Origin of the sequence: Rhodococcus globerulus, from assembly GCF_019334125.1 — a bacterium.
Lineage (GTDB): Bacteria > Actinomycetota > Actinomycetes > Mycobacteriales > Mycobacteriaceae > Rhodococcus_F > Rhodococcus_F globerula.
In genome coordinates, this window is the sequence record NZ_CP079698.1 from 2,563,438 (window position 1) to 2,588,365 (window position 24,928).

Genomic DNA, 24,928 nt, shown 5'->3' on the forward strand with positions numbered 1-24,928 from the left:
GGAATGCCCGTATCCGAGGCAACCACGCCAACGGTTCTATGGGGTGGATCACATCACTGACAGCGTCGTCGGACGCGGCTCGGAGGAAGACATGTCGCTCAGCACGGACTCACCCACAACGGCAGACGAGGAAATTCGCGAAATCGAGGCGGCGGCTCCCCCGGCGCGATTTGCTCGGGGGTGGCATTGCCTCGGACTCAGCAAGACGTATCGCGACGGAACGCCACACCAGATCGAAATCTTCGGCACCAGCCTGGTTGTTTTCGCCGACAGTAAGGGCGACATCAAGATCCTCGACGCCTATTGCCGTCACATGGGCGGCAACCTGGCGCAGGGCACGGTCAAGGGCGATTCGATCGCGTGCCCGTTCCACGACTGGCGTTGGGGCGGCAACGGAAAATGTACGGATATTCCGTACGCACGACGCGTTCCGCCGCTGGCCAAGACCCGTGCATGGACGACACTCGAGCGTAACGGCCAGCTGTTCGTCTGGAACGATCCCCAGGGCAACCCCCCACCCGCAGAAGTCACCATCCCCGAGATCGAAGGCTTCGGAAGCAGCGAGTGGAGCGACTGGAGCTGGAACACGCTCACCATCGAAGGCTCGCATTGCCGCGAGATCGTGGACAACGTCGTGGACATGGCGCACTTCTTCTACATCCATTACTCCTTCCCCCGGTATTTCAAGAACATCTTCGAAGGCCATGTCGCGAGCCAGTACATGGAGTCGGTGGGACGTGAGGATGTCATCAGCGGCACGAACTACGGCGATCCCAACGCTGTTCTTCGTTCGGACGCGTCGTATTTCGGTCCGTCGTACATGATCGACTGGCTCAAGAGCGAGGCCAACGGTCAGATCATCGAGACCGTTCTGATCAACTGCCACTACCCGATCTCGAACAACGCCTTCGTGCTGCAGTACGGCGCCATGGTGAAGAAGCTTCCCGGAATGAGCGACGAGGACACTGCGGCTATGGCCGCGCAGTTCACCGAGGGCGTCGAGACGGGATTCCTTCAGGACGTGGAGATCTGGAAGAACAAGGCTCCCATCGACAATCCACTTCTCTCCGAAGAAGACGGCCCGGTATATCAGTTGCGGCGTTGGTACAACCAGTTCTACACCGATGTCGAGGACGTCACCGAAGACATGACCAAGCGCTTCGAGTTCGAGATCGACACCACCCGAGCGGTGGCGAGCTGGAAGCAGGAAGTTGCCGAGAACGTCGCAGCCCGGGAAGCCCAGGCACCTCAGACCACGTCCTGATCAGAGCCCGTGCTGACCGAGACCACACGACACAACACAACATAGGGTGACCATGAGTTACGAAGTGCTCGAACAGATCAACTTGATGGCCGACGACATCTTCCAAGAAGGTATCGAGGCCGAGAAAATCGGACGGTTGGCAGACGATACCGCCAAGAAGATGAAGGCCGCCGGGTCGATCCGGATGTTGCAGCCCAAGGAATACGGCGGCATGGAGGCACATCCGCGCGAGTTCGCGGAAACCGTAATGCGGATGGCGTCGCTGAATCCGTCGGCTGGTTGGGTCCACGGGATTGTCGGAGTTCACCCGTGGCAGTTGGCGTTTGCCGATCCGAAGGTTCAGCAGGAAATCTGGGGTTCCGATCCTGATACCTGGATGGCCTCTCCCTATATGCCCGGCGGCATGTGTATTCCCACCGACGGTGGGTACAAGTTCTCCGGCCGCTGGCAGTTTTCCTCCGGTACGGACCATTGTGATTGGGCGTTCCTCGGCGCTATGGCCTGCGACAAGGACGGCAACATGGAAATGCCGCCCCGCATGCTGCACGTGATCATTCCGCGCACCGACTACGAGATCATCGAAGACTCGTGGGACGTCATGGGTTTGCGCGGCACGGGGTCGAAAGATCTTGTGGTCAAGGACGCGTACGTTCCCGATTACCGCGTCATGGATTGCGACGAGGTCATCGACGGTACCGCTGTACGCAAGTACGGACGCACCGAGACGCTGTACCTGATGCCGTGGTCGAACATGTTCCCACTCGGGATCACAGCCGCGACCATCGGCATTTGCGAGGGAATGCTGTTCCACGCCAACGAATACCAGGCTGATCGCATCAATGCCCAGGGCACCGCGATCAAGGATGATCCGTACACGCTCTTCGCCATCGGCCAGGCAACGGCCGATATTCGCGCGGCGCGAGACACCTTGCTGGCCAATGTCGATCGCATGTGGGATCGCGTGGACGCAGGCAAGGAAGTGACGTTCGAGCAGCGCGCAGAAGGTCGGCAGACCCAGGTACAGGCTGCATGGCGTGCCATCAATGCCATCGACCAGGTCTACCCGCGGTGCGGCGGCAACGCCCTTCGCATGGACAAGCCACTGCAGCGCTTCTGGCGCGACGCCCATGCCGGCCAGCATCACGCAATCCACGTCCCCGGCACCGTATTCCACGCTGCCTCCCTCAGCCGCCTCGGCGCCGATCCGCAGGGCCCGCTGCGGGCGATGATCTGACATAAGGAACAACACACGATGACGCACACCGACATCAAGGGACTTGGCTACGTCAAGATCTCCACCAACGACATGGACCGTTGGCGCACTTTTGCATTCGACGTTCTTGGCTTCGCCAAGGGCAGCGGACCGGACGAGAACGCGCTGTACCTGCGACTCGACGAGCGCGCCGCCCGCATCGTCATCGTCGAGGGCGAGCGCGACGAGATCGTCAGCATCGGCTGGGAGGTGGCCGATCGCAACGCGCTACGACGCGTTCAGGCCGCGCTGGAGAAGTTCGGCACCGTGGTCGAGCAACTTCCCCTGGCCGAGGCCGACGCACGCCGAGTCGAAGAGGTCATCACCTTCACCGATCCCGGCGGCGCAAATGTGGAAATCTTCCACGGCGCGATCCTCGATCACAGCCCGGTCGTCACGCCGTTCGGCTCTCGATTTGTCACCGGCTCACAGGGCCTTGGCCACGTTGTTCTCCCGGTCATGGACAGTGCTGCGAGCTTCGATTTCTACACCGATGTTCTCGGCTTCTATCCGCGTGGCGCATTCCGCCTGCCCGCGCCGCCGGAGTTCGGCCCCCTGCGCATCCGCTTCCTCGGGGTCAACGAACGCCACCACAGCTTGGCGCTGTGCCCTGCCCCGCACGGCGGCGCGCCCGGCCTGATTCACATCATGGTCGAGGTCGACACACTCGACGCCGTCGGCCAGGCACTCGACCGGGTGGTGAAGGACGGATTCTCGGTGTCCTCGACCCTGGGTCGACACACCAACGACAAGATGGTCTCGTTCTACGTCCGGGCACCCGGCGGCTGGGACATCGAGTTCGGCACCGAGGGATCGAAGGTGGATCAGGACTCCTACTCGGCAGAGGAGATCACCGCCGACAGTTACTGGGGCCATGACTGGTCGGGCAGCGAACCGCTGGCAGCGATGTAAATTTTAAGCGATGTAAATTTTCACAGGGAAGGGCTTGCGCACATTTGTGCGCAAGCCCTTTTCCTGTGTCCGGACCCCGTAGGCATGCGGGTGGGCTTCGCATCGTCTTACTGGTGATGCGAAGCAAACGCGCAGTGTTCAGTTCCGGCAGGGCCGGTTTCAGTCTCGGTGCACTGGGCCTTGGCGGGTTGTGGAGCGTCGGCGTCGTTGTTTCGGGTCAATCGCAGCTGGTGGGATGAACCACGGTTTGTGATCATCGCCCATCTTGATTTCCCAGATCCCGCGGAACCCGCTGGTGCTGTGGATCAATCGGTGGTGGCTACGGCAGAGGAGGGTGAGGTTGTCCATCACCGTCAAGCCTCCGGTTGACCAGGGTTTTATGTGGTGGGCGTCGCACCAGGCCGGTACGGCATCGCAGTTGGGGAAGGCGCAGCCTTTGTCCCGGGCGATCAGCGCAGTCCGCTGTTCGGGTGTGACGAGGCGTTTGTGCGGGGTCGCATCGAGCGGTGCGCCGTTGCCGTCCATCAGGACGGTGGAGAGCATGCAATCGCACGCAAGCATCCGGGTCAGGCTCACACTCAGTGGTCCCATCCACGGCATGTACCCGACGTCGAGATCCTCGACATCAGGCTCATCGAAATCCGCCGCGACATCGCTACGCATGGTGGCGCATTCCCGATGCTCCGCAAGATCTTTCGCGGTGATATGCACATTCACGTGTGGACGCTGCCCACCATCAACACCGGTGACGGCATTGTCGAGATACCGGCGAATCAGTTCCGTGAACGCGTCGGCGGTGCGTTTGGCTGCCGCCCGCTGATCCGGGGTTCCGTCGGCGGCCGGTTTCGGCATCGACAGACCCGAGAGAGCCGACAACAGCATTTCGCCGGTCAACGCGTCGAAATCGCCCTTGATCGCGACCCGACCGTTCAACGTCGGCGAAATCCGCAAGACATTGAGGTCATCATCCTCACCGGGCGGTGCCTGGTCGGATTCGAAAATCCGCTCCAGAACTGCAATCGCGTAGCGGAGTTTGACGGTGGTCGCCTCCACGCCGGATGCGGCAGCGAGAAGGGTCTTCATGCAAGACGGTAACGCACTGTCGGGCATGCCTTTTGGTGGTGATTCGCAGAACGCGACGATTATTGCCGCATGATCGAGCGAGAGATCGCCGGCCTCGAACTGCGCAGCAATGTCGGGGAACACCCGCAGCGCGACGCCAAGGGCAGCGATCTTGTTACCGGCCGCATTCTGCAGCATCGTGTTCGCCGCCAACCACCGACCAACACCCCGATAACACAGGACCTGCTCGTCCGGATTGAGCGCCAACGCGTCGACAGCGGCAACCCGAATCGCTTCCAACCGAAGAATTTCAGCAGACGCCCTCACGGCAACGTCCCGAACCTCCGCCGGGCGCAATTGCCACAACCTGCCACGCACACCCGCAGCCGAACCCGCTACAACATCCCCCACCGAAACAAAATCGCTGACCGTGGTCATCAGAGCCTCCCCACCCTTGACCACAATGATACTCGAACACTTATTCGAATCAAGAGACATATCGGGCACATCTGAAACCGAAGCGACACGCATGCGCGCCGGATCGCCCAGTCGACAGGAATGGCGCCCACAAAAACCCGAACGCGCCACGCCCCTACGCCCAGATGCAGGACGTTTACGTGATTCACTTCACAAATCGCGAGTCATATGACACTATTTCTAATTGAAATAGCCAGCTCACAGATTTTCATCGAAGAGGAGTAGTGGACGCGATGACTATGGCACTGGAGTCCCAAGTAGCGACCGTGAAGCTAGATTCCGCTGACCTGGGGGTTGACTCGACACCCACTGCCGTTCTCGACCGCGTCTCACTCGTCCTCGACACCTTCGACGGTCCTGGCCGCCTCACACTCGCCCAGATTGTTCGCCGCACCGGCCTTCCTCGGTCGTCCGCCCACCGCCTACTCGAGCGGCTGGTCTCGATGCGCTGGCTACGGCGCGACGGCCGCGACTACGAGCTCGGTATGCGCCTGGTCGAGTTGGGCTCTCTCGCCGTGCACCAGGATCGCCTGCACACAGCTGCGTTGCCACTGCTGCACGAGCTGTATCGCGTCACTGGATTTGTTGTTCACCTCGGCATTCTCGACGGCTCCGATGTGGTGTATCTCGAGAAGATCGGCGGGCGCCTGGCCGCCGCGGTCCCAACGCGCGTCGGGGAACGGCGTCATGCTCCCACGACCGCCTTGGGGCAGGCGCTGCTCGCATTCGAGTCACAATCCACAACGCATCCCCAGCGTGCCCGGATTCGGGAGGCCGGTGTGGCCTTCGAAAGTGGGAGTGGGTTGGCCGGCTTCAGCTGTCTGGCGGCACCGATCGGACTGCCCGGACGGGCAGTTGCCGCAGTGTCGATTTGTGGGCCGACGACGGCGCTACGTAACGATCACATCAGTGCAGCACCCGTCCGCATGGCCGCGTCTGCGATCTGGCGTGCCATCGACGGTGGATCTCACACTGTCACACCGACTTTGCAGCGTCGGCAGCTGCTGCGAAACCTGCCAACCGCTGCCAGGGCGTGAGCAACACGTTGGTCATGACCGAGGGCAGCTGGTTACTCAGATATCGCGCTGATCCTGGGTGAGTGAGAGGACATGATCTTCGATGTCCTTCCATCGGCCAGGCGACACCGGGATCGGTGACCCGAGGGGATCATATTCGGCGACCTTGGCAAATTCTGCCGACGCCCGGTCGATATCGTCGAGTAGTTCACGCGCAAGGTCGATTTCAGCCCGGAAGTAGCGTACCGACCAACGCAATGTCATGACGGAGTACGCCCACGCGGGCTCGTTTTCTGCGTGGTCTGCGTGAAGTTCCGCGCGTCGTAGTTGCTCCTCGACATTGGCGATATGCGCACCGACAAGTGCCTTGAGCCGTGGCGGGTCATTGAGATGCCCCATCCAAAGTCGAAGCATGACACCGTGTTTGAGTACGGGAACCTCCACAGGAGCTTCGCGTGACCAGGTGCGCACTGCCTCGGTTCCGGATTCGGTAATCGCATACAGGCGCCGACCCCGCACTCCCGGTTCGGATACGACCCGCGATTCCACGAACCCGATTTTCTCGAGTTTCTTGAGCTCGGCATACACCTGACTGATGGACGGACTCCAGTAGAAGAACCCGACACTCCAGTCGGCCCATTTCTTGAGATCGTTGCCTGTCAGCTCCTCACCGAACGTGAGCGTTCCGAGGACCGCCCAACTCGTTGCGGGAAGTCCTCTGGACACGTCTTCGGTTGCGGACACGGACAGGAGTCTAACAATCGAACGACCAGGTGAGGTGCATCACAAACCGAGGTGCCCGCTTAGCGGGAGAGTTTCACGAATTGGCGGTCAAGGCTGCTGTCGTCATGTCGATGACGTTCACTTGAAAGTCCGCCGCCGAGAGCGGCAATCGGCGGCGCCCGGTCAGATCACGTGCCCGGACGGCAAGCATTGCGGTGGCAAGCAGAATTGCGCCGCGCACACGCTCGTCCACCAGCGGGCCGGGCAGGTGGCCGATGGATTCGCGTAGCAACTCGATGGATCTGACGAGGCTGGGATAGTTCGGCGGTACCTGATCTATCTGCTCGGGTTCGAGCTGATAAATGGTCTGGCCGAGAATGCGCAGGTACCTGCGGCCCGCTTCGCTGGTGAGCATCTCCCCCAGCGGCGCCACGATCAGTTCGACGCACTCGCGCGGGGTGACATCGCCTTGCCAGTTTGCCAGCATCACGGTTCGTCGAGACTCCAACTGCACCAGATACTTCTCCCGAATCGCCTGGAGTATGCCTTCGCGGGAGCCGAAGTGATACCGAAGCGCCGACGGATTGCGTTGGCCCGCACCCGAAACGATGTCACCGACCAGCGTCGCCTCAATCCCCTTCGTGGCAAAGAGTTCTTCCGCGACTTCGAGAAGTTTTTGTTTGGTCGAGAGCTCTCCCGTACTCATGGCGCTTAGTGTACCTTTCCGATTACTACTAATAAGGAGTATTAATGAGCCCCTTGAAATCGATGACCCCGGCCAGGTTCGGATCCCTACTCGTTGCCGCTACGACGGTGCTCGCGACAGGTTTCGGAAGCAGCACCGGAAGTATCGACGGAAGCCTCGAACCCGACACATCTGTCTACGCAGACACAGGTTGGGTTACCCTGCACGGCGATTCGGGCAATCGTCGTCAGCAACTGGGGGTTAAACCCGCGCAGAGTTACACCCGGTGGACAGCTCTGCAGGGTGCGTCGATTCTCACCGCTCCCACCATGCTGCCCAACGGAAACCTGGCCATCACCACAGGCAAGGCCGAGGGCAGCGCCAACCTCCATGTGCTCGACAAGTTCGGCACCATCGTCTGGGAAACACCGGCGTGGAGCGGCAAGACCGGCGTCGACTCGGCCGCGATCATCTCCTCCCCCATCATCGACGCGGACGGCAACATCTTTGTCAGCGACGCAGATCAACTGTGGTCGTACACCAGTGGCGGCGCCCTGCGTTGGGTCATCGACCTACCGGCAGCGCCCAGCCCCAACCCCTTTGCCGACGGATCGCAAGCGATCAATCCCTTTGTCACAGCCGCTTTCACCAAGGACGGTGCAGTTTTCGGCACCACCGTGTTCGGTCAGGTAATGGTGGTCGACCGGGCCACCGGAGAGCTGCGCGCACCCGTGTTCCAGCTTCCCGGCTCAATAGCCAAGCGGCACACAAAAACTCCGATGTCACCGAACATGTGGGCCGGCGGAATGATGGACCCTGCCATCAAGGATCCCATCTTCCAGATCATCATGGGCGGCATAGTCCAGAGCGCAAACACTCCCGCAGTGGACTCTGTGACCGGACGCGTCTACGTCGCGGCAACCGACAAGGAACAAGACAAGGGCGCGCTCTACGGCCTCGACATCACCCCACCGAAGAACGGTGCCCCCGGCTCGATTTCCATTGCCTTTGCAGCGCAGATGGGGCCAGGTAGCGGTTCGAGCCCCGTTATCTCGCCCGACGGCAAAACCGTCTACACGTGTGACGACGAGGGACTCCTCTATGCGTTCGACGCTGCATCCGGCAAGGAACTCTGGAACGCGCCGTCCGGCGCTGCCGCTGCCGCGGTAGCCGTGGACGCGCAAGGATCTATCTACGCACTCACCAATCCCGGCGTCCTCTCTGCATACAGTGCCGCAGGCGCAAAGCTCTGGGACGCCGATCTCAGCGAGCTGACAAACGCGACGCTCCCGGTCAGCGACGTGTACGGCGCGCCCATCGTGCGCGGCAACGGCAACCCGACGGTTGTGAACGGCTCAATTCTGATCGAAGTCTTCTACGGCTACGACGTCCCGATTCAGGGTTACCCCGTCTCGGTGCCGGTGAAGTCCGCCATCGTCGACATCGATCCGGCCACCGGAAAAGGAATGCGCAACATCGGCTTCGCCACCGACACCACGGAAGGGATTCTGGCGGTCACTCCGGACGGACGAATCTTCTCGACCTTGGGCGTCATGACGTCGACGGCTGTTGCGCCACTCGCGCCGATGATCAACCCGACACTGCCGGACGGACTCGAACTGATTGCACCGTCCGGCGGACTCGACGGGTTCATCCCGAACCCGTAGGGCAGCGCTTCTACTGACCGGGAGTGCTGAGTCGACCGGGTGGAGCGGGATCCTGGGCAGAAGTGTTCTTGCTGCCATTGAGTGGGACTGGCGCTGGATTACCTCGCCGTTGCCCCACATCGTAGGGACTCACACCCTGTTTGCAGAGCTTTGATCGAGGAGAGACACATGTCCGTAGAAAATGCCGCACCGCCGGCGCTGGACGGGCGCACACTGCGCGACGTGATGAGCAACTTCTGCACCGGCGTCACGGTGATCACCGCCCACGACGGTGAATCCCCACTCGGATTCACGTGCCAGTCCTTGGTCTCGGTTTCTCTCGATCCTCCGTTGCTGTCGTTCTGCCCGGCCAAGACGTCGACGAGTTGGCCGAAACTGCGTGAAGCCGGATCCATCTGCATCAACGTTCTTGCGCACGATCAGAAGGACATGTGCTCGGCTTTCGCTCGCGGCGGCACTGACAAGTTCAGTGGTGTCGACTGGGAAGCAGGCTCCAACGGCGCGCCTGCCCTCGACGGCGCCCTGGCCCGTATCGAAGCCACCATCGAAAACGAGCACGATGCAGGCGATCACACCATCGTCGTTGCACGCATCACGGATCTGACCGTGCTGCGCCACGACGGTCCGCTGCTCTTCTACCGTGGCGGTTTCGGTCGCTTCGACGCCTAAGCCTCCGACAAGCCACGGACGTCTGAACTGGACGTCCCGCTGCGTGGGAGAGATCGACGATAGGGACGATCAGAAGCGATAACGTCCGGTGAGGTCGGCGCCCACCGCCGACCTCACCGGGACACAACTGATCGGATTACGACGATGACTACTGTCGAACCAGATATCACCGCTGCGATCACCGCGACCGTCACCGCGTACCTCGACGCGGTTTCCCGCGGATCGAGCGCAGACATCGCAGCCCTGTACGCGGAGAACGGAACTCTCGAGGATCCCGTGGGCAGCGAACCCGTTGTCGGCCGCGAGGCGATTGCCGCATTCTTCGGTGCCCTCGAAGGTCGCACGCAGGAGATCGAACTCCTGACCCTGCGTGTCAGCGGTTCCAGCGCGGCGTTCCATTTCCGCGTCGTGACACCGATGGGTGACAAGATCTACGAGGTCTCCCCCATCGACGTGATGACCTTCGACGAGAACGCCAAGATCACCAGCACGCGCGCGTTCTGGGCGATGTCGGACATGGCCGTACGCTGATGCGGCAGGTCAGCTGCCGCAATTGCGGCAACCGAGTACTCATCGAGAAGTACAGCAACGCGCACACCAGCGTGCAGTGGCTCGAGGATTCCGAGCAGGTCTGCCCGGAACTTGCGCGCCCGTCGGATAATCCGTATGCACAGCGTTCGTGCTCGTCGTTGCGTCAGACCATCAACGACCTTGCCGACGCCGGAGCCGTCGAAATGAGCGAGCGCAGCTATCCCGTTCCCGGCTCCCTGTACTGAACAGGACTTCTCTCGCTCACTGGGAAGCTACATATACGACGCAATTGCGGCGCCATAGCTTTGTGACATGGATAACAATGTCGACGTAATTGTCATCGGTTCGGGAGCTGCAGGATCGGCTGCAGCTTTGCAAGCACACGCTGACGGCGCATCAGTGGTGATCCTGGAGAAGTGCGGACCTGACAACGCCGGCGGTAACACCCGATTGTCCGGCGGTGGATGGTTCGTCAACCAGGATCCCGCTGCAGCCCGAACGTTCCTGCGCGCCTTGAACGGCTCGTTCACCGTCGCCGACGACGTGATCGACGCGTGGGCCGAGAACACACACGGGCTTTCGGACTGGCTCCGCGAACTGGATGCACCGGTGTCGATGTCCGGCGAGTTCCATTCCACGGCGGAGTACGCCGAGCTCGACGGAAGTTCTTGTTACGCAGGGATGGACACCATCGGTGGGGCCATGGGCAACGAACTGCTCTACCGCTTCCTCGTCTCGGCCCTCGCGGAACGCGGCATCACAACACTCTTCGACACCGAGGCGACCGCACTGCTGACGGACGAGTCCGGAGCAGTGATCGGAGTCGAAACCGTCTCGGGTGGAACAACTTCGCAGATGTACGCTCGTCGGGGTGTCATCCTGGCGACCGGCGGCTTCGAGGCCAACCCGGCCATGGTCCGCGACTACCTCCGCCTCGAGAACCCGAAAATCTGGGGATCACCGGCGGCAACCGGCGACGGCCATCGCATGGCGCAGGCAGTTGGCGCCGACCTGTGGCACATGAACAACATGATGACCATTACCGGAATCTCCGGCGACACAGACGATCCGTCCGGGCACTACCTCGCATTGTGGAACGCACACAACTACGTGTTCCTCAGCCAGGAGGGACGCCGATTCACCTGCGAGTCGGCCGAAATGCGCCACGGCCATGTATTCAAAGAAGGTTCCTACCAACACTTTCCGGTGCGGTCGATGAACATCGTGTTCGACGAATCCATGAGGTTGGCCGGGCCACTGAGCCCCGGCCGCGACGTACTGGCTGTCGGGCGTCTAGTTCTCGACGAGGGCTACGAGTGGAGCGCAGACAACCAAACCGAGATCGACAAGGGGTGGATCGTCAAGGCGGACACACTCGCCGAACTCGCCGACAAGCTGGGCCTGGACCCCGCCGTCGTGGAAACGAGTGTGCGACGCTACAACGAGGCATGCACTGCCGGTGTCGACGAGTCATTCGGTCGGGACCCCGCGACGTTGGCTCCCGTTGTCACTGCGCCGTTCTACGCCGTATCCGGGCCGCCGCTCCTAGGGTGGAGCAACGGTGGTCCTCGCCGCGACGGCCACTCGCGTGTACTCGACACCGCCGGTAATCCGATTTCCGGACTCTACGCGGCAGGCACCGTCAGTTCCACGTACAGCGCAGCCAAAGACGGCGGATTCCACATCGCCGACGCCCTCGCGTTCGGTCGTGTTGCCGGTGCCCATGCGGCCACCCGGGTCAGCGCGGACGCCTGAGCTAGGAGCGGGCGGCTTTGACCGCGTCGAAGAACGCGATCACGGCCGCCTCCTCGTCCGGCGGAACCGTCAGCGAAGCACGCGCTCCGGCGACGGCAATGGAGTCGTCGGCAAGCCGGTTGCCGATCGTCAGTTTCAGGCCTGACTTCGTCGGCTTTGCTTTCACTCCAATATGTTCGACGTGCCAACGGCATACCTCACTGGTGCTCGCCGCGGTCCGGTCGAACACCTCGACGGTGCGGTGGTCGAGCACCAGGATGATGTTCGCGCCGACTGTCACTTCGAGATAGCGTCGTTCCGTCACGGTGTGCGCCTTTCGGTTAGGTGGAACCGACGCTACACACCGTGACGGATCTCAACGGGACGAGCTACCCGCGTCCACGGGCAATGCGACGGACGTGATGTAGCGGGCCTCGTCGGAGGAGAGGAACAGTGCCGCGTTTGCCACGTCTACCGGCTCGATCCACGGTATCGCGAGCATGTTCATCGTCATCGCCGCTTCGGCGAACTCTTCGCGCGTCGGATTTTCCAGATCGGGGCGAAACTTACTGCTCACCGCGGGGTTCTGAATCATCGGTGTATCCACGTTGGTGGGGTGCACGGTATTGACGCGCACGTTGTGCGGCGCCAATTCCTTTGCCAGTGACCGCATCAAGCCCACGACGCCGTGCTTGGCTGCCGTGTAGTGCGCAACACCGACGAGCCCTCTGAGCCCGGCGATGGAACTGGTGAGCGTCATCGATCCCCCACCCCGCGCGATCAGATGCGGCGCAGCGACGACAGTGGTGTGCCACACGCCGGTCAGGTTCACGTCCAGCATCGTCTGCCACATGTCTTCCGACATCGCCAAGGCACTGTCCGAAGACGTGATACCCGCTGTTGCGCAGACGATGTCGAGTCCACCGAGTGTTCCGACCGCTGAATCGACAGCACTTCGCAGCGCCTCGAGATCACGAACATCCACCACCGCTGATTCGATGCGCCGTCCCAGAGCCCTTACCTGCGCGACGGTATCCGCAAGATCAGCTTCGGTCGACGGCGGCGTGAGCGTCGTGTCCACCGAGGCACACACGTCGACCGCGACGATGTCTGCGCCCTCTTCGGCAAAACGCACGGCCTGAGCCCGTCCGATTCCCCGTGCCGCACCGGTGACCAGTGCGATCTTTCCCTCGAGTCTCATCAGTTCACACCTTCTGGGTCAGGCCGGCGTCGACCACCAACTGACAGCCGGTCATGTAGCGGGACTCCTCGGACGCAAGAAACAGCACGGCGTTGCTCACGTCCACCGGATCAACCCACGGCACTGGCAACAAGTTTCGAGCACTCAGGACGGCCGCGGCGTCGGATTCCGTGGGATTCTCGATGCCCGGACACAGGTTCGCAAATACCCGTTCGTTGATGATCATCGGTGTTCGCACCGAACCCGGATGCACTGAGTTGACGCGAATACTCTGCGCTCCCAACTCGTTGGCCAGGGTTCGAGCCAGTCCGACGACGGCGTGCTTGGCGGAACTGTAATGACCCGCTCCGGCAATGCCTTTGATTCCTGCCGTCGAACTGACAAGAACAACCGATCCGCCGTTGCCGAAGTGCGGAACACACGCTTTCACGGTGTGCCAGGTTCCGGTCAGATTGACGTCGAGCGAACGGTTCCACACGGACGGGTCGATGGTCCACGTAGGTCCGGGCGTGTCGTAGACGCCTGCGTTGGCAACAACGACGTCCAGCCCGCCGATTTCGGCGACGCAGTCCGCCACCACTGCTGCGAGTTCCTCGTAGTTGCGGATGTCGGCAATGCCCATGACCGCCGCGCCGCCGAGATCACGCACGGCCGAAGCGGTTTCATCGAGTCCGGACGCCGCCATATCCAACGCGATCACCGACGCACCCTCCTCGGCGAGCCGAATGCAGTGCGCACGCCCCATGCCGCCGGCCGCCCCGGTCACCAGCACGCGCGCGCCCTCGAGCCGCCTCATGCGTGGACCGCGCTGTTCAGTTCGAAGCCTCGATATCCCTGCGCCGCGACGTCCGCGCAGATGTCGCTGTAGACGCCGAACCCGCCGATGAAGGGCATGAAGATCCGCGTCTTGCCGGGAATGTTTGCACCCATGTACCAGGAGTTGGCCGAAGGAAACAGTGTGGCCGACGCTCGACGTGAGCACTCCTCGAGCCATCCGTCGACTGCTTCGACGCTGGGTTCGATGGTGGTCAGATTATTCGCGTCGAGATGGGCAATTGCGTCCGCAATCCAGTCGACGTGCTGTTCTGCCGCGAGGATCATGTTCGACAGAACGCTCGGGCTGCCTGGTCCGGTCACGACAAAGAGGTTCGGGAATCCGTTGACCCCGAGTCCCAGATACGTTCTCGGCCCGGCATGCCAGTTCTCACGCAGGGTTTCCCCGCCGCGTCCACGGATGTCGATTCGGTCGAGTGCACCGGTCATCGCGTCGAATCCGGTGGCAAACACCAGCGCATCCAGGTCGTAGTGAGATTCGGTGGTCTTGATCCCGGTCGCGTCGATTGCTTCGATCGGAGCCTTCTTCAGGTTGACCAAGGTGACGTTGTCCCGGTTGTACGTCTGGTAGTAGTTCGTGTCCGTCACAATGCGCTTGGTACCGATCGGATGGTCGTTCGGGATCAGGAGATCCGCGATCGACTGGTCTTCCACAACGGAACGGATCTTGGACTCGGCAAACTCGCGTGCCGTGTCATTGGCTTCGAGGTTGCTGGTCTGATCGGCAAATGTCTTGCCGAACAGCACTCCCCCGAGGCGCCATCGTTCCTCGTACGCTGCGGTCCGCTCGTCTTCAGGAACCTCCAGCGCGCTTCGCGAGTCCGAGATGAACGGGGAGCCGCCGCCGCTGCGCTTGCTGAGCGCGCGACGCTCGGCATAGCTTGCCTTGATCTCGGCGCGGCGTGCGTCGTCAAGAGGTGTGTTTCCAGCCGGGACGCTGTAATTCGCCGATCGCTGGAACACATACAGATGATCGGCTTGCTCGGCGATCAGAGGCACCGACTGAATTCCCGACGATCCGGTGCCGATGACACCCACTCGCTTTCCAGTGAAGTCGACGCCTTCGTGCGGCCAGAACCCGGTGTGAAAAACATCCCCCGCGAAGGAATCTCGCCCGTCGATGTTCGGCATGTTCGCCGTCGAGAGACTGCCAGTGGCGCACACGACGAAACGTGAGGTGACGTCATGCCCGGTGGTGGTCTGCACTCGCCAGAGCGCCGATTCCTCTTCGAACTGCGCGCTCTTCACCCGCGTGTCGAAGGTGAAACCGCTCCGCAGGTCGAACCGATCCGCCACGTGGTCCAGGTATTCGAGAATCTCGGGCTGCGCAGCGTACTTCTCACTCCAGTCCCAATCCTGTTGCAGCTCTTCGGAGAATGAGAATGAGTAATCAAAGCTCTCGACGTCGCAGCGAGCCCCCGGGTAGCGGTTGAAGTACCACGTTCCACCAACTCCGGAGCCGGCTTCGAAGCCGTGGACACGCAGTCCCTGCTTGCGGAGTCGGTACATGGCGTACAGGCCTGCGACGCCGGCGCCGATGACTACGACGTCGAGTGGTGCGGTGGAGATATCAGGATCGGTCATGCTGAAAACGGTACGAGTTGCTCCATCGGTTCCGGAACGGCTTCTCCCGGTGGATGGGCAGTCATGATCACGCCTGACTCGTTTCAATCGCGTTGAGAGTTAATGACCCCGCAGTTACACCTGGGAAAACAGGCAAACGGGTCTCCTAACATTCGGGAGTCCCATCAGCCCTGTATTCGAAGAAGGTCTTTGTGAAGTCCGCTCAACGCAAGGTTTTAATACCTGCACTTTCCGCAACATTTTCCATAGCAATCGTTATCTCGACCGCAGTCGGCGCCGGGGCTCAGCCGATCAATTTCCCTACCACCGGATCTGCCTTTCTCGATACCGGTTCCCTGAGCGGAAGCACGGATCCCGCGCTAGCGCAGCGAATCAACGCAGCATTTGCCGCGCATGGCATTCCCGGAGCACAGGTCGTGTACACGGACGGCAAGGGACGACAGGAGTTCAACTACGGTGTCTCGAGCATCGAGACCGGCAGCACCGTCACGTCGGATACCGTCTTCGAGGCCGCCTCACTGACCAAAGTGGTGGCGTCGTACGTTGTCCTCCAACTGGTGGACGAGGGTGTCATCGATCTCGATCGGCCACTGTCCGAGTATTTTGAATACCCACGCATCGCTGCCGATCCTGCAGCCCACAAGATCACCGCCAGAATGGCGCTGACGCACACCACCGGCCTGCCCAACTGGGCGACCGGCCCATCGAGTGCAGAGTTCGAGACCACGCCGGTCAGTACTACTTTCGAACCCGGGACCCAGTGGTCATACTCGGGTGAAGGCTTCTATTACCTGCAGAAGACCGTCGAGTCGCTCACCGGCACATCGTTTGCGGAACTTGCCTCGCAGCGCGTCTTCCAGCGTTTCGGAATGACAAGCAGCGACTTACTGACCAACCCGGCCTTCGAGGCCGTCACCGCGGTCGGTCATACCGCCGACGGCACGGCAAAGGCCCTGCGCAATTTTCCCCGGGCAAACGTCGCGTACACCCTGAAGACAACGGCCGGCGACTACTCGAAGTTCCTGCGCGGAGCACTTCTCGCAGGCGAAGGACTCGAACCTGCAACTCGGGACATGATGTTCACCGCTGCTGGCAGCGCTGACCACGGTGGCAGCAACAAAGACGCGATCGACCACATCAAGTGGGGCCTCGGCATCGGTCTGCAGGAGAACGAACTCGGGAAGGCGATCTGGCACTGGGGCGACAACGGCGCGTTCAAAGCCTTTTTCATCGCTTACCCCGAGACAGGTCGCAGTGTTGTGATCATGACAAACAGCGAAAGCGGACTCGAAGCGGTCAACGACGTCGTTCACGAGTTCTTCGGTCCCATGACGATGTATGCCACGGACTGGATCAAGCAAGCCGAGTAAATTCACCCTTCGGACGGTTGCGGCCCGACATCACGAAGATGTCGGGCCGCAACCGTTCTGGAGCATTCAGGCGCGTTCGACCAGCACGCAGCGCGCACCGCTGAAGATAGTCGGCATGCACTTGTTGCAGTGGATGCACAGCGATCGGGTATCCGATTCTGCCGCAATCCGATTCACCAGGTCGGGTTCACGGAGCAAGGCGCGGGCCATCGCGACGAACTCGAATCCTTCCGCCATCGCGGTATCCATCCCCGCCTTGTCCGTGACACCGCCGAGCAGCACCAGCGGCAACTTCACCGCCGCACGGATCTGCCGAGCCTCTTCCAGCATGAACAGCGGCTTGTAGGGATACGCATGCAACATGCTCTTACCCACGAGATGCACACCCAGTCGAACCGGTTGCGGCATCGCGGCAGCGAACTCACGGATCGGCGCGTCACCCTTGAACAGGTACATCGGATTGAGCAGCGAACTGCCCATCGTCAATTCCAACGCGTCGACACTGCCGGACGCCTCCAGCCACTGCGCCACCTGAATCGCTTCGTCCACCCAGAATCCGCCTGGCACACCGTCATCCATGTTGAGCTTGGCCAAGATTGCAATCTTGTCGCCGACAGCGTCACGAACGCTGCGTGCGGTCTCGAGAACAACCCGGGCCCTGTTCTCGAGCGATCCACCGTAGGAATCCTTGCGACGGTTCAGTTTCGGGCTCAGGAACGAGCTCGCGAAGTAGTTGTGGCCGAAGTGGATTTCGACTGCGTCGAATCCTGCCTCGACAGCAAGTTGTGCGGCGCTGCCGTGTGCGGCAGCAATGCGGGTGATGTCCGCGGTGGTGGCGGTGCGAATCATTCTCATGCTCAACGGATTAAATGAGCTCGACGGTGCCAGTGCGGGCAGTCCGGTCGACTTCTGATTCGCGACCGGGCCGGCGTGTCCGAGCTGAGCGGACGCGGCCGCACCTTCGCTGTGAATCGCGTCGGTGAGCCGTCGCAGTCCGGGCAGGGCATCGGGCCGCATCCATAGTTGGCCGTATTCCGTGCGCCCCTCGGGCGCAACGGCGCAGTACGCGACGGTAGACATTCCAACGCCGCCTGCTGCCGGGCGTCGATGAAATTCGATCAGGTCGTCAGTGACCAGTGCATCGGGAGTTTTGCCTTCAAACGTTGCGGACTTGATGATGCGGTTTCGCAGGGTCACCGGACCGAGCTTTGCCGGAGCGAGCACATCAGGAGCAGTCATCGAGTTTGCCTCTCACAGGAGTTGTTCGACGACGGTAGGCGCATGCTCGACGGCTGGCTACGGGCCGTGCCACCGAGCGGGAGACAACTTCAGCCCGGCCGTGGTGGCCGGGCTGAAGTCCTTTTCGCCGCTGTTCAGACGCGTCCGAAGTACGCGTCCTTGAGAACTGCCAGGTCGTCAATGTCCTTGGCGTCGGCGTCGAGAACCACCTTGCCGATGTCGAGGACTGTCACGTGATCGGCGACGCTCATCGCCGCTTCGACGGCCTGCTCCACCAGCAGGACCGCCAACCCGGTTTCCTTGAGTTGCTGGACGCGGTCCATCACCTCACCGACGATCACGGGAGCGAGACCGCCCGAAGGTTCGTCGAGCAGGAGCAACCTCGGCTGCGCCATCAACGCCGCGCCGATCGCGAGCATCTGCTGCTGACCACCCGACATGGAACCGGCGGGAAGCGCACGCTTCTCCCCCAGGATCGGGAACATCTCGTACATGGATTCCACCGATTCCATGAGCTCGCCGCGTTTCACTTTGCGGGTGTACCCGCCGAGAAGAAGGTTCTGCTCCACGGTCTGTTTGTGGAAGACCCGCTTACCTTCCTGCACGTACGCCATTCCTTGGCGCACCCGCTTGTGCGCGGGAACTCCGGTGATGTCGGCGCCGTCCATCTCGACGGTCCCCGACGCCACCTTGTTCAGCCCCGACAGAGCGCGCAACGTGCTGGTCTTGCCGGCGCCGTTGCGGCCGAGCAGAGCCGTGACCTGGCCGGGATAGACGTCGAACGAGACGTCCCAGACGACCCGTAGATCGCCGTACCCGGTCTGCAGGTTGCGGACCTTGAGAATCGGTTCCATCACTTCACCTCACTGTTCTGATGGTCGACGGCACCGATTTCTTCGAGAAGCGCTTGTTCGTCGCCGGATTTCACTCCGAGGTACTCACTGAGTACGCGTGGGTGGTGTTCGATGGCCGCGGCATCACCGGTGGCGATCACCTGCCCCTGCGCCAACACCACGATCTCGTCGGCGAGTGAGAGTACGAGCCGGAAGTTGTGCTCTACCAACACCACTGTGGCCCCGGCATCGCGCAGCACCCGGATCAGGTCTGCCAGGCGTTCGAGTTCGTCCTCGTCGAGTCCTGACGCCACCTCGTCGAAGAGGACGACTCGCGGTTCGGCGATGACGGCGCGGGCAACTTCGAGCATACGACGCATACCCAGTGGCAGCGACGTCGCGATCTCGTTGCGCAGGTGCGACATCCCGACCAACTCGAGCACCCGCTCGGCTTCGACGATGTCGGCTTTCGCTACCTTGCGGAAGCTGGGCAACCGCAGCACAGCCGACGCCATCGACGCCCGGTGCACCGAATAGCGTCCGGAGGCAACAGCTTCCAGGACCGTGATGTTCTCGGGAATCGTCGGAGTCTGGAAGGTCCGAGCGACACCGACACGCGCCACCGTGTGCGGTGAGGATTGGGAGACCACCGTGTCACCGATCGTGATCACGCCGGCATCTGCGGTGTAGAACCCGCAGATCATGTTGAGCATGGTCGTCTTACCCGAACCGTTGGGACCGATCAACGCGGTGACCTTACCGGCCTCCGCGCTCAGGGTCGCGGCGTTGAGTGCCTGGTTGCCACCGAACGCCTTCGATACCCCGTCGACCACCAACCGTGCACCGTTGATCGGCGCCAGTTCGACTGCGGCGCTGCCATCCTCCTTCGGAACTACGGCGCCCAGACCCGCCCTGCGATCGAGTTTCGAGACCATCGAGCGGCCGACCTTCGTCAAACCGCCCGAGAGCAGAACGCCGCCGATGATCAGGAAGCCGCCGTAGAAGATCAGCGAGTACTCCTGGAACGCCGTCGACTGGTTGGGCCCGAGCTGCATGATCGCAGCACCGACAACGGCGCCGTACACACTTGCCGCGCCGCCCAGGATCGATGCCGCCAGAACTGCTGTGGCAAAGGTGAACCCGAACGCTTCCGGCGAGATGAACAGGTCGGTGTTGGCGAACAACGCACCCGCCAGACCGGCCGGGAACGCGCCGATCGCATAGCCGAGCAGTTTCATCCGGAACACCGACACACCCTGCGAGGACGCCAACACCGGCGACTGCTTGAGCGTGCGGAACGCGATGCCGTGGCGTGAGACCACGAGGTTGCGCATCACCGCGAACCAGAGAACGGTCACGACGACGACCACCATGTAGTACTGCTGGGTGTCGAGTTCGGAACCGAAGAGCGTCGGCGGCTCCATGCCGGTGAGGCCGTTTCGGCCACCGGTCTTGCCGCCGAAGATCGCCAGCACGTCCGGCACGAGCAGCACCAGGAAGAACGACGTCATGGCGAGTGACCAATTGCCCAGGCGCAGACCGGGAACACCGGTCAGAATGCCGACGCCCAGAGCCACCGCACCGGAGGCAGCGAGCTGGACCAGGATGTCGGTGTGACCGGCTTGCGACATCAGACCCGCCGTGTAGGCGCCGGCCGCGTACATCGCGGCCTGCCCGAGTGCCAGTTCACCGGCAAAGCCGAGGCTCAGGTTCAAGCCACTGACCACCAGCGCCAGGATGCACGCCAACTGAATCTGCCGCGACGTCGACAGGTCGAGCCCCATCACGGGCAGCAGCAAGATCACCGCAGCCAGGACCAGCGGGAGAATCCAACTCGGAAGGGAACGGAAAGTCCGCCACGCGCTTACCATTTCATACCACCCGTTCTCGGACATTGCCGAACAATCCGGCCGGTTTGACCATCAAGATGACGATCAGCACCGTGAAGACGGCGATATTGCTGTACTGGCTGCCCGCCCACAGCGCGGTGAACGATTCCACCAGACCGACGGTCAGACCGCCGATCAAAGCGCCTGGCAGAGAACCGAATCCGCCGATCGCCAACGCCACGAACCCCTTCAGTGCCAGCGCGGCACCCAACGTCGCGACCGCAAACGTCTTGGGACCGACCAGGAGTCCGAGGACGCCGGCCAAGGCACCGGAGAAGGCAAACGCTCCCAGTGCCAACCGTCGTACGTTGACGCCGCGCAGCATCGCCGCCTCGCGGTCTTCGGAGATTCCGATCAGGGCCAGGCCCGTCATCGTCTTCTTCGAGACGTAGCTCAAGCCGATGACCAGTGCGATCGCCGCAACCAGCAGGGCGATCTCCACCGGGTAGGTTCGGCCGCCGAGCAAGGTGATGGGATCGTTCGAGCCGAAGAACGGAACCGTGAGAGGCTCACTGCCCCAGATCAACTGCGTCGCACCGTTGAGCAGGGTGGCAACGCCGAGTGTTGTCACCAATTGATTCTGATGATCGGCGACCGGTCTGATCGCGATGATCTCCTCCACTGCTGCCAACAGCATCACCGTCACGGTGGCCATGACCGCCACCACGAGTACGGGGAGTTTCAGAGTGACCAACCCGGTGTAGGCGACAAACGTGCCCACCATCATCAGCTGAGCCTGAGCGAAGTTGAACGTGTTGGAGGAAACGAAAACGATGTTGTATCCGATGGCGACGAGCACGTAGACCGCGCCGAGCGCCAACCCGGACCACAGAATTGTCATGAGGCGGCCGGGTTTCCGAACTGGCCGTTGAGGATCTTCGTGGGGCTGATGAACTGCAGCTCACTGGTATTCGGGTTCGGACCGTGGTTGTCGGCACTGAAATTGTAGCGAGAGAGGAACGCCGTCTTGGCATTCTCCTGGACCTCAGAGGTTTCCAGTGCTTCGGCAAGCTTCTTCGGGTCGGTCGAGCTTCCGGCCTTCTCCGCTGCGGCCGCAACCAGGGGGAATGCGTCGTAGTTGTCCGCGAGAATCAGCGTGGACGGGATGGAACCCAGCGATGCCATCGTGTCCACCATCGTGTTGACCAGTTCGTTGTTCGGATCGAACACCGTGCTGGTGAACACCTGCGTCACAAGGTTCTTCACCTGCGGAGTGCCCAGGACGCCGGCAGGCGGATCATTGGCGATGAGGTTGGTGGCCGATACCGACGTGTTTCCGATCAACGGCACATCCCAGCCCAGACGTTCGAGGCTCTGCAGTACGTATCCGAGCGGGGCGCCGTACGCGTCCAACGCAATTGCCGTGGCCCCGGAGTTCTTGAGCGACTGCAACTGCGCCGTCATGTCCAGGGCAGCGGCGTCGTACTCTTCGTTGCCGGCCGCCTTCAGCCCGGCATTGCCGAGTTCGGTTGTCATCTCCTCGCCGAAGAGCTCACCGTACGCGGTGCTGCCGTGCAGAACTCCGACACTGGTGTAGCCCTTGGTCTTTGCGTACTCGGAGATTCCGCGAGCGGTATCCGTCGCGCCAGGGGCGAGGTCGAAGTTGAGCGGGAACTTCGCGGGGTCCGTCGAATCGGGCGAGGGCGCCATACTCATCGACAGGATGTTGTTCTGCTTGAGGATCGGCAGCACTGCAGCAGCGATGGATGACGGACCGGAGTTCAGGTAGAGGTCCGGCTTGTTGCCCGAGTTGATCGCTTCGCGCAGCTTGGTCACCGCGATGGTGGCGTCGCCTGCATCGTCAACCGTCGTCAACTCGATCTGACGACCATCGATACCGCCGGCCGCGTTCTGGACCTGAACGCCGGCTTTGGTCGCGAGCAGCGACGTCTGCGAGTTCGCCGCGAGAACGCCCTGGGCGCTGATGCCGCCGGTCAGCAGAACCCGGTAAGGCGAGTCTGCTCCGCCTTCCGAATCAGTGGAGCCACTGCAACCCGCGAGAGTCAGAGCCGCCGTCGCAGCAACTGCCGCCACAAGAATAGGCCGACGTTTCATGTCCGCACTCCTAGAACCCATTTGTATCGAACGTCAGGCGAATACCTGACGTGGAATTAGCCCGACCGATGGACACACCCCGTTTTAGGCATCAGTCGACCAAGCACCCGCTTGATAATCCAGCAAGCGGTTGCTTGGGTTCGAAGCATAGGATGTGATCTGGCTAACGTCAAACGGGCCATCCAGGCGAACGCTATGCACATTCAGGCCGTCTCGACAGGGTAATTCCCGCTGGGTGGAAGTACATGAAAATCATCAAAAGAACGCAGCAAAACGGCCCGGTGACCTTTGCGAATCCTGTGATTCGAAAGGCCACCGGGCCGTAAGCTCGTGCTGCTACGCGCTACCGCTGATTACGCGGTTTCCACACCACCAACGCATTGTTGCGCGGTATCGGCACCAGTTCCCGGCGGTAGCCGGCATGGACCTTGGCGATCTCTTCAGCCATTTCCCGAACTCGATGCTGCAGAGCCTCGACCTGATTTGTCAGCTCGATGATCCGCTTGATTCCGGCAAGATTGACGCCTTCATCCTGCGAAAGGCGTTGCACCTCACGAAGAAGCGCAACATCTCTCGGGGAGTAACGGCGCCCGCCACCGGTGGTGCGGTGCGGGGTCACCAAACCGAGACGGTCGTAGTTGCGCAAGGTCTGCGCATGCATGCCCGCCAATTCGGCGGCCACGGAAATTACGAAGATCTGAGCATCGGGGTCAAGCGATACGTCTCTCTGATTCTTCGGCTGCTCGGTCATCACACACCGGCCCACCCGGCCCGTGGATCAAATCCGCTCGCCTTCTCTGCTTCGAGATAGGTCTCGAGCGCTTCGATCGCCGCGTCGTCCAGCTTCTGCGGGACGGACACTTTGACAGTGACCAGCAGATCGCCAGCTCCTTCAGGCCGCTTCGGAATACCGCGTCCGCGAACCCGCAGAACACGCCCGTCCACAGTTCCTGGTGGAACCTTGACGCCGACACGGCCTTCCAGCGTCGGTACCGACAGTGTGGTGCCGAGAACCAGTTCGCCGTAGCTCACCGGCACAGTGACCGTGAGGTCGTCGCCGTTGCGTCCGAACACGGAGTCGGGACGCACCCGGATGTTGACGAACAGGTCGCCGGCGGGAGCGCCGCGGAGTCCCGCTTCACCCTTGCCCTTGAGCCTGATCTTCTGACCGTCACTGACGCCGGACGGCACGCGCACCGTGATGGTGCGGGTGCGGTTGGTGACGCCGCTGCCGTGGCAGTCCTCGCAGGGCGAGTCGATGATGGAACCGGTTCCCCGGCAATCGTCACACGGCTCGCTGAATCCGAAAGCACCCTGGTTGCGGTTGATGACACCGGTTCCGTTGCAGTGCGGGCACACTCGCGGGCTGGTGCCCGGCTTTGCGCCGCTGCCGTGGCAGGTGGTGCACGACGCCGGGCTGGTGATCCTCAGCGGAACCGTGACACCGAGCGCCGCTTCGCGGAACCCGAGTGTGGTTTCGGTTTCGAGATCCTTGCCCCGACGCGGACGATTAGCGGACGAGGTTCGCTGACCGGCGCCGCCGCGGTTGAACAATCCACCGAAGATGTCGCCGAGACCCGAATCCTGACCGCCGGCACCGCCGCCGAACAGGTCGTTGATGTCGAAGCCGCCGGCGCCAGGGTTGAATCCGCCACCGCCGCCTTGCGCCCGGGGGCCGAATCCGCCACTGGCAAAGAGCCTTCGGGCTTCGTCGTATTCCTTGCGCTTCTCCGGATCCGACAGGATCGTGTTCGCTTCACTGACAGCCTTGAAGCGCTCTTCGGCCTTGGGATCGTCAGGGTTGGCATCGGGATGCAGATCCCGAGCCAGCTTGCGATACGCCTTCTTGATCTCGTCGGCCGAAGCTGAGGACGAGACGCCCAGCTCCTTGTAGAAGTCCTTCTCGATCCACTCCCGTTGACTCACTGGGC

24 protein-coding genes are annotated in these 24,928 nt (G+C 61.8%); 10 read left to right on the forward strand and 14 right to left on the reverse strand.

Annotation, left to right across the window (positions count from 1 at the left end):
- Positions 1-91 precede the first annotated feature (91 nt).
- From KYT97_RS11690 to bphC, 3 genes are read left to right on the forward strand one after another with little or no spacing between them, the layout of a single operon-like run.
- Positions 92-1,264: a 3-ketosteroid-9-alpha-monooxygenase, oxygenase component gene (locus KYT97_RS11690; RefSeq protein WP_033235827.1), complete on the forward strand. Its 1,173-nt coding sequence runs from the start codon at positions 92-94 to the stop codon at positions 1,262-1,264.
- 52 nt (positions 1,265-1,316) lie between these two features.
- Positions 1,317-2,498 carry an acyl-CoA dehydrogenase family protein gene (locus KYT97_RS11695; RefSeq protein ID WP_033235689.1) on the forward strand — a complete coding sequence of 394 codons (1,182 nt, stop codon included), beginning with the start codon at positions 1,317-1,319 and terminating at the stop codon, positions 2,496-2,498.
- An 18-nt stretch (positions 2,499-2,516) separates the two neighbouring features.
- Complete coding sequence (bphC, locus tag KYT97_RS11700) at positions 2,517-3,428, forward strand: biphenyl-2,3-diol 1,2-dioxygenase (protein ID WP_219112297.1); 912 nt, start codon at positions 2,517-2,519, stop codon at positions 3,426-3,428.
- Between the two features lie 159 nt (positions 3,429-3,587).
- On the opposite strand, the gene KYT97_RS11705 is transcribed toward bphC, so the two are convergent.
- Positions 3,588-4,928, reverse strand: a complete 1,341-nt coding sequence (locus KYT97_RS11705) for an HNH endonuclease signature motif containing protein (RefSeq protein ID WP_219112299.1) — start codon at positions 4,926-4,928, stop codon at positions 3,588-3,590.
- Positions 4,929-5,200: 272 nt separating this feature from the next.
- On the opposite strand from KYT97_RS11705, the gene KYT97_RS11710 reads away from it, so the two are divergent.
- A complete protein-coding gene (locus tag KYT97_RS11710; protein WP_219112301.1) occupies positions 5,201-6,004 on the forward strand; it encodes an IclR family transcriptional regulator in 804 nt (267 codons plus the stop codon).
- Between the two features lie 36 nt (positions 6,005-6,040).
- On the opposite strand, the gene KYT97_RS11715 is transcribed toward KYT97_RS11710, so the two are convergent.
- Both KYT97_RS11715 and KYT97_RS11720 read right to left on the reverse strand, forming a co-directional pair.
- The gene (locus KYT97_RS11715; protein ID WP_033235691.1) at positions 6,041-6,727 is read right to left on the reverse strand and encodes a PadR family transcriptional regulator; all 687 of its coding nucleotides are present in this window, start codon (positions 6,725-6,727) and stop codon (positions 6,041-6,043) included.
- Positions 6,728-6,800: 73 nt separating this feature from the next.
- Positions 6,801-7,412, reverse strand: a complete 612-nt coding sequence (locus tag KYT97_RS11720) for a TetR/AcrR family transcriptional regulator (RefSeq protein WP_172936400.1) — start codon at positions 7,410-7,412, stop codon at positions 6,801-6,803.
- A gap of 44 nt (positions 7,413-7,456) precedes the next feature.
- On the opposite strand from KYT97_RS11720, the gene KYT97_RS11725 reads away from it, so the two are divergent.
- From KYT97_RS11725 to KYT97_RS11745, 5 genes are all read left to right on the forward strand, one after another.
- On the forward strand, positions 7,457-9,058 hold the full coding sequence (locus tag KYT97_RS11725; RefSeq protein ID WP_033235692.1) for an outer membrane protein assembly factor BamB family protein: 1,602 nt from the start codon (positions 7,457-7,459) through the stop codon (positions 9,056-9,058).
- Positions 9,059-9,226: 168 nt separating this feature from the next.
- Positions 9,227-9,727, forward strand: coding sequence for a flavin reductase family protein (locus tag KYT97_RS11730; RefSeq protein ID WP_033235693.1), 501 nt, complete (start codon positions 9,227-9,229; stop codon positions 9,725-9,727).
- Between the two features lie 144 nt (positions 9,728-9,871).
- Positions 9,872-10,258: a nuclear transport factor 2 family protein gene (locus KYT97_RS11735; RefSeq protein WP_033235694.1), complete on the forward strand. Its 387-nt coding sequence runs from the start codon at positions 9,872-9,874 to the stop codon at positions 10,256-10,258.
- The gene (locus KYT97_RS11740; protein WP_033235695.1) at positions 10,258-10,503 is read left to right on the forward strand and encodes a hypothetical protein; all 246 of its coding nucleotides are present in this window, start codon (positions 10,258-10,260) and stop codon (positions 10,501-10,503) included. The genes KYT97_RS11735 and KYT97_RS11740 overlap by 1 nt, the downstream gene beginning before the upstream one ends.
- Positions 10,504-10,570: 67 nt before the next feature.
- The gene (locus KYT97_RS11745; protein WP_033235696.1) at positions 10,571-12,013 is read left to right on the forward strand and encodes an FAD-dependent oxidoreductase; all 1,443 of its coding nucleotides are present in this window, start codon (positions 10,571-10,573) and stop codon (positions 12,011-12,013) included.
- A 1-nt stretch (position 12,014) separates the two neighbouring features.
- Here the strand turns inward: KYT97_RS11745 and KYT97_RS11750 are convergent, their stop codons facing one another.
- Genes KYT97_RS11750 through KYT97_RS11765 form a run of 4 tightly spaced genes read right to left on the reverse strand, consistent with a single transcriptional unit; the run spans position 12,015 to position 15,611 of the window.
- Positions 12,015-12,317, reverse strand: a complete 303-nt coding sequence (locus tag KYT97_RS11750; RefSeq protein WP_033235697.1) for a hypothetical protein — start codon at positions 12,315-12,317, stop codon at positions 12,015-12,017.
- Positions 12,318-12,368: 51 nt separating this feature from the next.
- Positions 12,369-13,193 (reverse strand): mycofactocin-coupled SDR family oxidoreductase, encoded by an 825-nt coding sequence (locus tag KYT97_RS11755; protein WP_174557323.1) that lies wholly within the window; start codon positions 13,191-13,193, stop codon positions 12,369-12,371.
- Between the two features lie 4 nt (positions 13,194-13,197).
- On the reverse strand, positions 13,198-13,989 hold the full coding sequence (locus KYT97_RS11760; protein ID WP_033235699.1) for a mycofactocin-coupled SDR family oxidoreductase: 792 nt from the start codon (positions 13,987-13,989) through the stop codon (positions 13,198-13,200).
- On the reverse strand, positions 13,986-15,611 hold the full coding sequence (locus KYT97_RS11765; protein ID WP_033235700.1) for a flavin-containing monooxygenase: 1,626 nt from the start codon (positions 15,609-15,611) through the stop codon (positions 13,986-13,988). Before KYT97_RS11765 ends, KYT97_RS11760 begins: the two co-directional genes overlap by 4 nt.
- Positions 15,612-15,802: 191 nt before the next feature.
- Between KYT97_RS11765 and KYT97_RS11770 the strand changes: the two genes are divergently transcribed.
- A complete protein-coding gene (locus KYT97_RS11770) occupies positions 15,803-16,981 on the forward strand; it encodes a serine hydrolase domain-containing protein (RefSeq protein ID WP_033235701.1) in 1,179 nt (392 codons plus the stop codon).
- A gap of 66 nt (positions 16,982-17,047) precedes the next feature.
- On the opposite strand, the gene KYT97_RS11775 is transcribed toward KYT97_RS11770, so the two are convergent.
- From KYT97_RS11775 to dnaJ, 7 genes are all read right to left on the reverse strand, one after another.
- Positions 17,048-18,220, reverse strand: a complete 1,173-nt coding sequence (locus KYT97_RS11775) for an NADH:flavin oxidoreductase (RefSeq protein WP_033235702.1) — start codon at positions 18,218-18,220, stop codon at positions 17,048-17,050.
- 134 nt (positions 18,221-18,354) lie between these two features.
- A complete protein-coding gene (locus KYT97_RS11780; protein ID WP_033235703.1) occupies positions 18,355-19,074 on the reverse strand; it encodes an ABC transporter ATP-binding protein in 720 nt (239 codons plus the stop codon).
- On the reverse strand, positions 19,074-20,924 hold the full coding sequence (locus KYT97_RS11785) for a branched-chain amino acid ABC transporter ATP-binding protein/permease (RefSeq protein WP_219112911.1): 1,851 nt from the start codon (positions 20,922-20,924) through the stop codon (positions 19,074-19,076). Before KYT97_RS11785 ends, KYT97_RS11780 begins: the two co-directional genes overlap by 1 nt.
- A 1-nt stretch (position 20,925) precedes the next feature.
- Positions 20,926-21,783, reverse strand: a complete 858-nt coding sequence (locus KYT97_RS11790; protein ID WP_033235705.1) for a branched-chain amino acid ABC transporter permease — start codon at positions 21,781-21,783, stop codon at positions 20,926-20,928.
- Positions 21,780-22,997, reverse strand: a complete 1,218-nt coding sequence (locus KYT97_RS11795; protein ID WP_033235706.1) for an ABC transporter substrate-binding protein — start codon at positions 22,995-22,997, stop codon at positions 21,780-21,782. The genes KYT97_RS11790 and KYT97_RS11795 overlap by 4 nt, the downstream gene beginning before the upstream one ends.
- Before the next feature lie 343 nt (positions 22,998-23,340).
- Entirely contained in the window at positions 23,341-23,748 is a 408-nt protein-coding gene (locus tag KYT97_RS11800; RefSeq protein ID WP_033235707.1) for a heat shock protein transcriptional repressor HspR, read from the reverse strand.
- On the reverse strand, positions 23,748-24,923 hold the full coding sequence (gene dnaJ / locus KYT97_RS11805) for a molecular chaperone DnaJ (protein WP_033235708.1): 1,176 nt from the start codon (positions 24,921-24,923) through the stop codon (positions 23,748-23,750). Before dnaJ ends, KYT97_RS11800 begins: the two co-directional genes overlap by 1 nt.
- Positions 24,924-24,928 lie beyond the last annotated feature (5 nt).

Excerpts from the sequence above, each read along its gene's own strand:
- KYT97_RS11725 (WP_033235692.1), top strand. The coding sequence starts at position 7,457 with ATGAGCCCCTTGAAATCGATGACCCCGGCCAGGTTCGGATCCCTACTC.
- bphC (WP_219112297.1), top strand. The coding sequence starts at position 2,517 with ATGACGCACACCGACATCAAGGGACTTGGCTACGTCAAGATCTCCACC.
- KYT97_RS11740 (WP_033235695.1), top strand. The coding sequence starts at position 10,258 with ATGCGGCAGGTCAGCTGCCGCAATTGCGGCAACCGAGTACTCATCGAG.
- KYT97_RS11755 (WP_174557323.1), bottom strand. The coding sequence starts at position 13,193 with ATGAGACTCGAGGGAAAGATCGCACTGGTCACCGGTGCGGCACGGGGA.
- KYT97_RS11710 (WP_219112301.1), top strand. The coding sequence starts at position 5,201 with ATGACTATGGCACTGGAGTCCCAAGTAGCGACCGTGAAGCTAGATTCC.
- KYT97_RS11800 (WP_033235707.1), bottom strand. The coding sequence starts at position 23,748 with ATGACCGAGCAGCCGAAGAATCAGAGAGACGTATCGCTTGACCCCGAT.
- KYT97_RS11780 (WP_033235703.1), bottom strand. The coding sequence starts at position 19,074 with ATGGAACCGATTCTCAAGGTCCGCAACCTGCAGACCGGGTACGGCGAT.
- KYT97_RS11735 (WP_033235694.1), top strand. The coding sequence starts at position 9,872 with ATGACTACTGTCGAACCAGATATCACCGCTGCGATCACCGCGACCGTC.
- KYT97_RS11705 (WP_219112299.1), bottom strand. The coding sequence starts at position 4,928 with ATGACCACGGTCAGCGATTTTGTTTCGGTGGGGGATGTTGTAGCGGGT.
- KYT97_RS11795 (WP_033235706.1), bottom strand. The coding sequence starts at position 22,997 with ATGAAACGTCGGCCTATTCTTGTGGCGGCAGTTGCTGCGACGGCGGCT.
- KYT97_RS11790 (WP_033235705.1), bottom strand. The coding sequence starts at position 21,783 with ATGACAATTCTGTGGTCCGGGTTGGCGCTCGGCGCGGTCTACGTGCTC.
- KYT97_RS11745 (WP_033235696.1), top strand. The coding sequence starts at position 10,571 with ATGGATAACAATGTCGACGTAATTGTCATCGGTTCGGGAGCTGCAGGA.
- KYT97_RS11720 (WP_172936400.1), bottom strand. The coding sequence starts at position 7,412 with ATGAGTACGGGAGAGCTCTCGACCAAACAAAAACTTCTCGAAGTCGCG.
- KYT97_RS11765 (WP_033235700.1), bottom strand. The coding sequence starts at position 15,611 with ATGACCGATCCTGATATCTCCACCGCACCACTCGACGTCGTAGTCATC.
- KYT97_RS11695 (WP_033235689.1), top strand. The coding sequence starts at position 1,317 with ATGAGTTACGAAGTGCTCGAACAGATCAACTTGATGGCCGACGACATC.
- KYT97_RS11760 (WP_033235699.1), bottom strand. The coding sequence starts at position 13,989 with ATGAGGCGGCTCGAGGGCGCGCGCGTGCTGGTGACCGGGGCGGCCGGC.
- KYT97_RS11775 (WP_033235702.1), bottom strand. The coding sequence starts at position 18,220 with ATGACTGCTCCTGATGTGCTCGCTCCGGCAAAGCTCGGTCCGGTGACC.
- KYT97_RS11730 (WP_033235693.1), top strand. The coding sequence starts at position 9,227 with ATGTCCGTAGAAAATGCCGCACCGCCGGCGCTGGACGGGCGCACACTG.
- KYT97_RS11785 (WP_219112911.1), bottom strand. The coding sequence starts at position 20,924 with ATGGTAAGCGCGTGGCGGACTTTCCGTTCCCTTCCGAGTTGGATTCTC.
- KYT97_RS11690 (WP_033235827.1), top strand. The coding sequence starts at position 92 with ATGTCGCTCAGCACGGACTCACCCACAACGGCAGACGAGGAAATTCGC.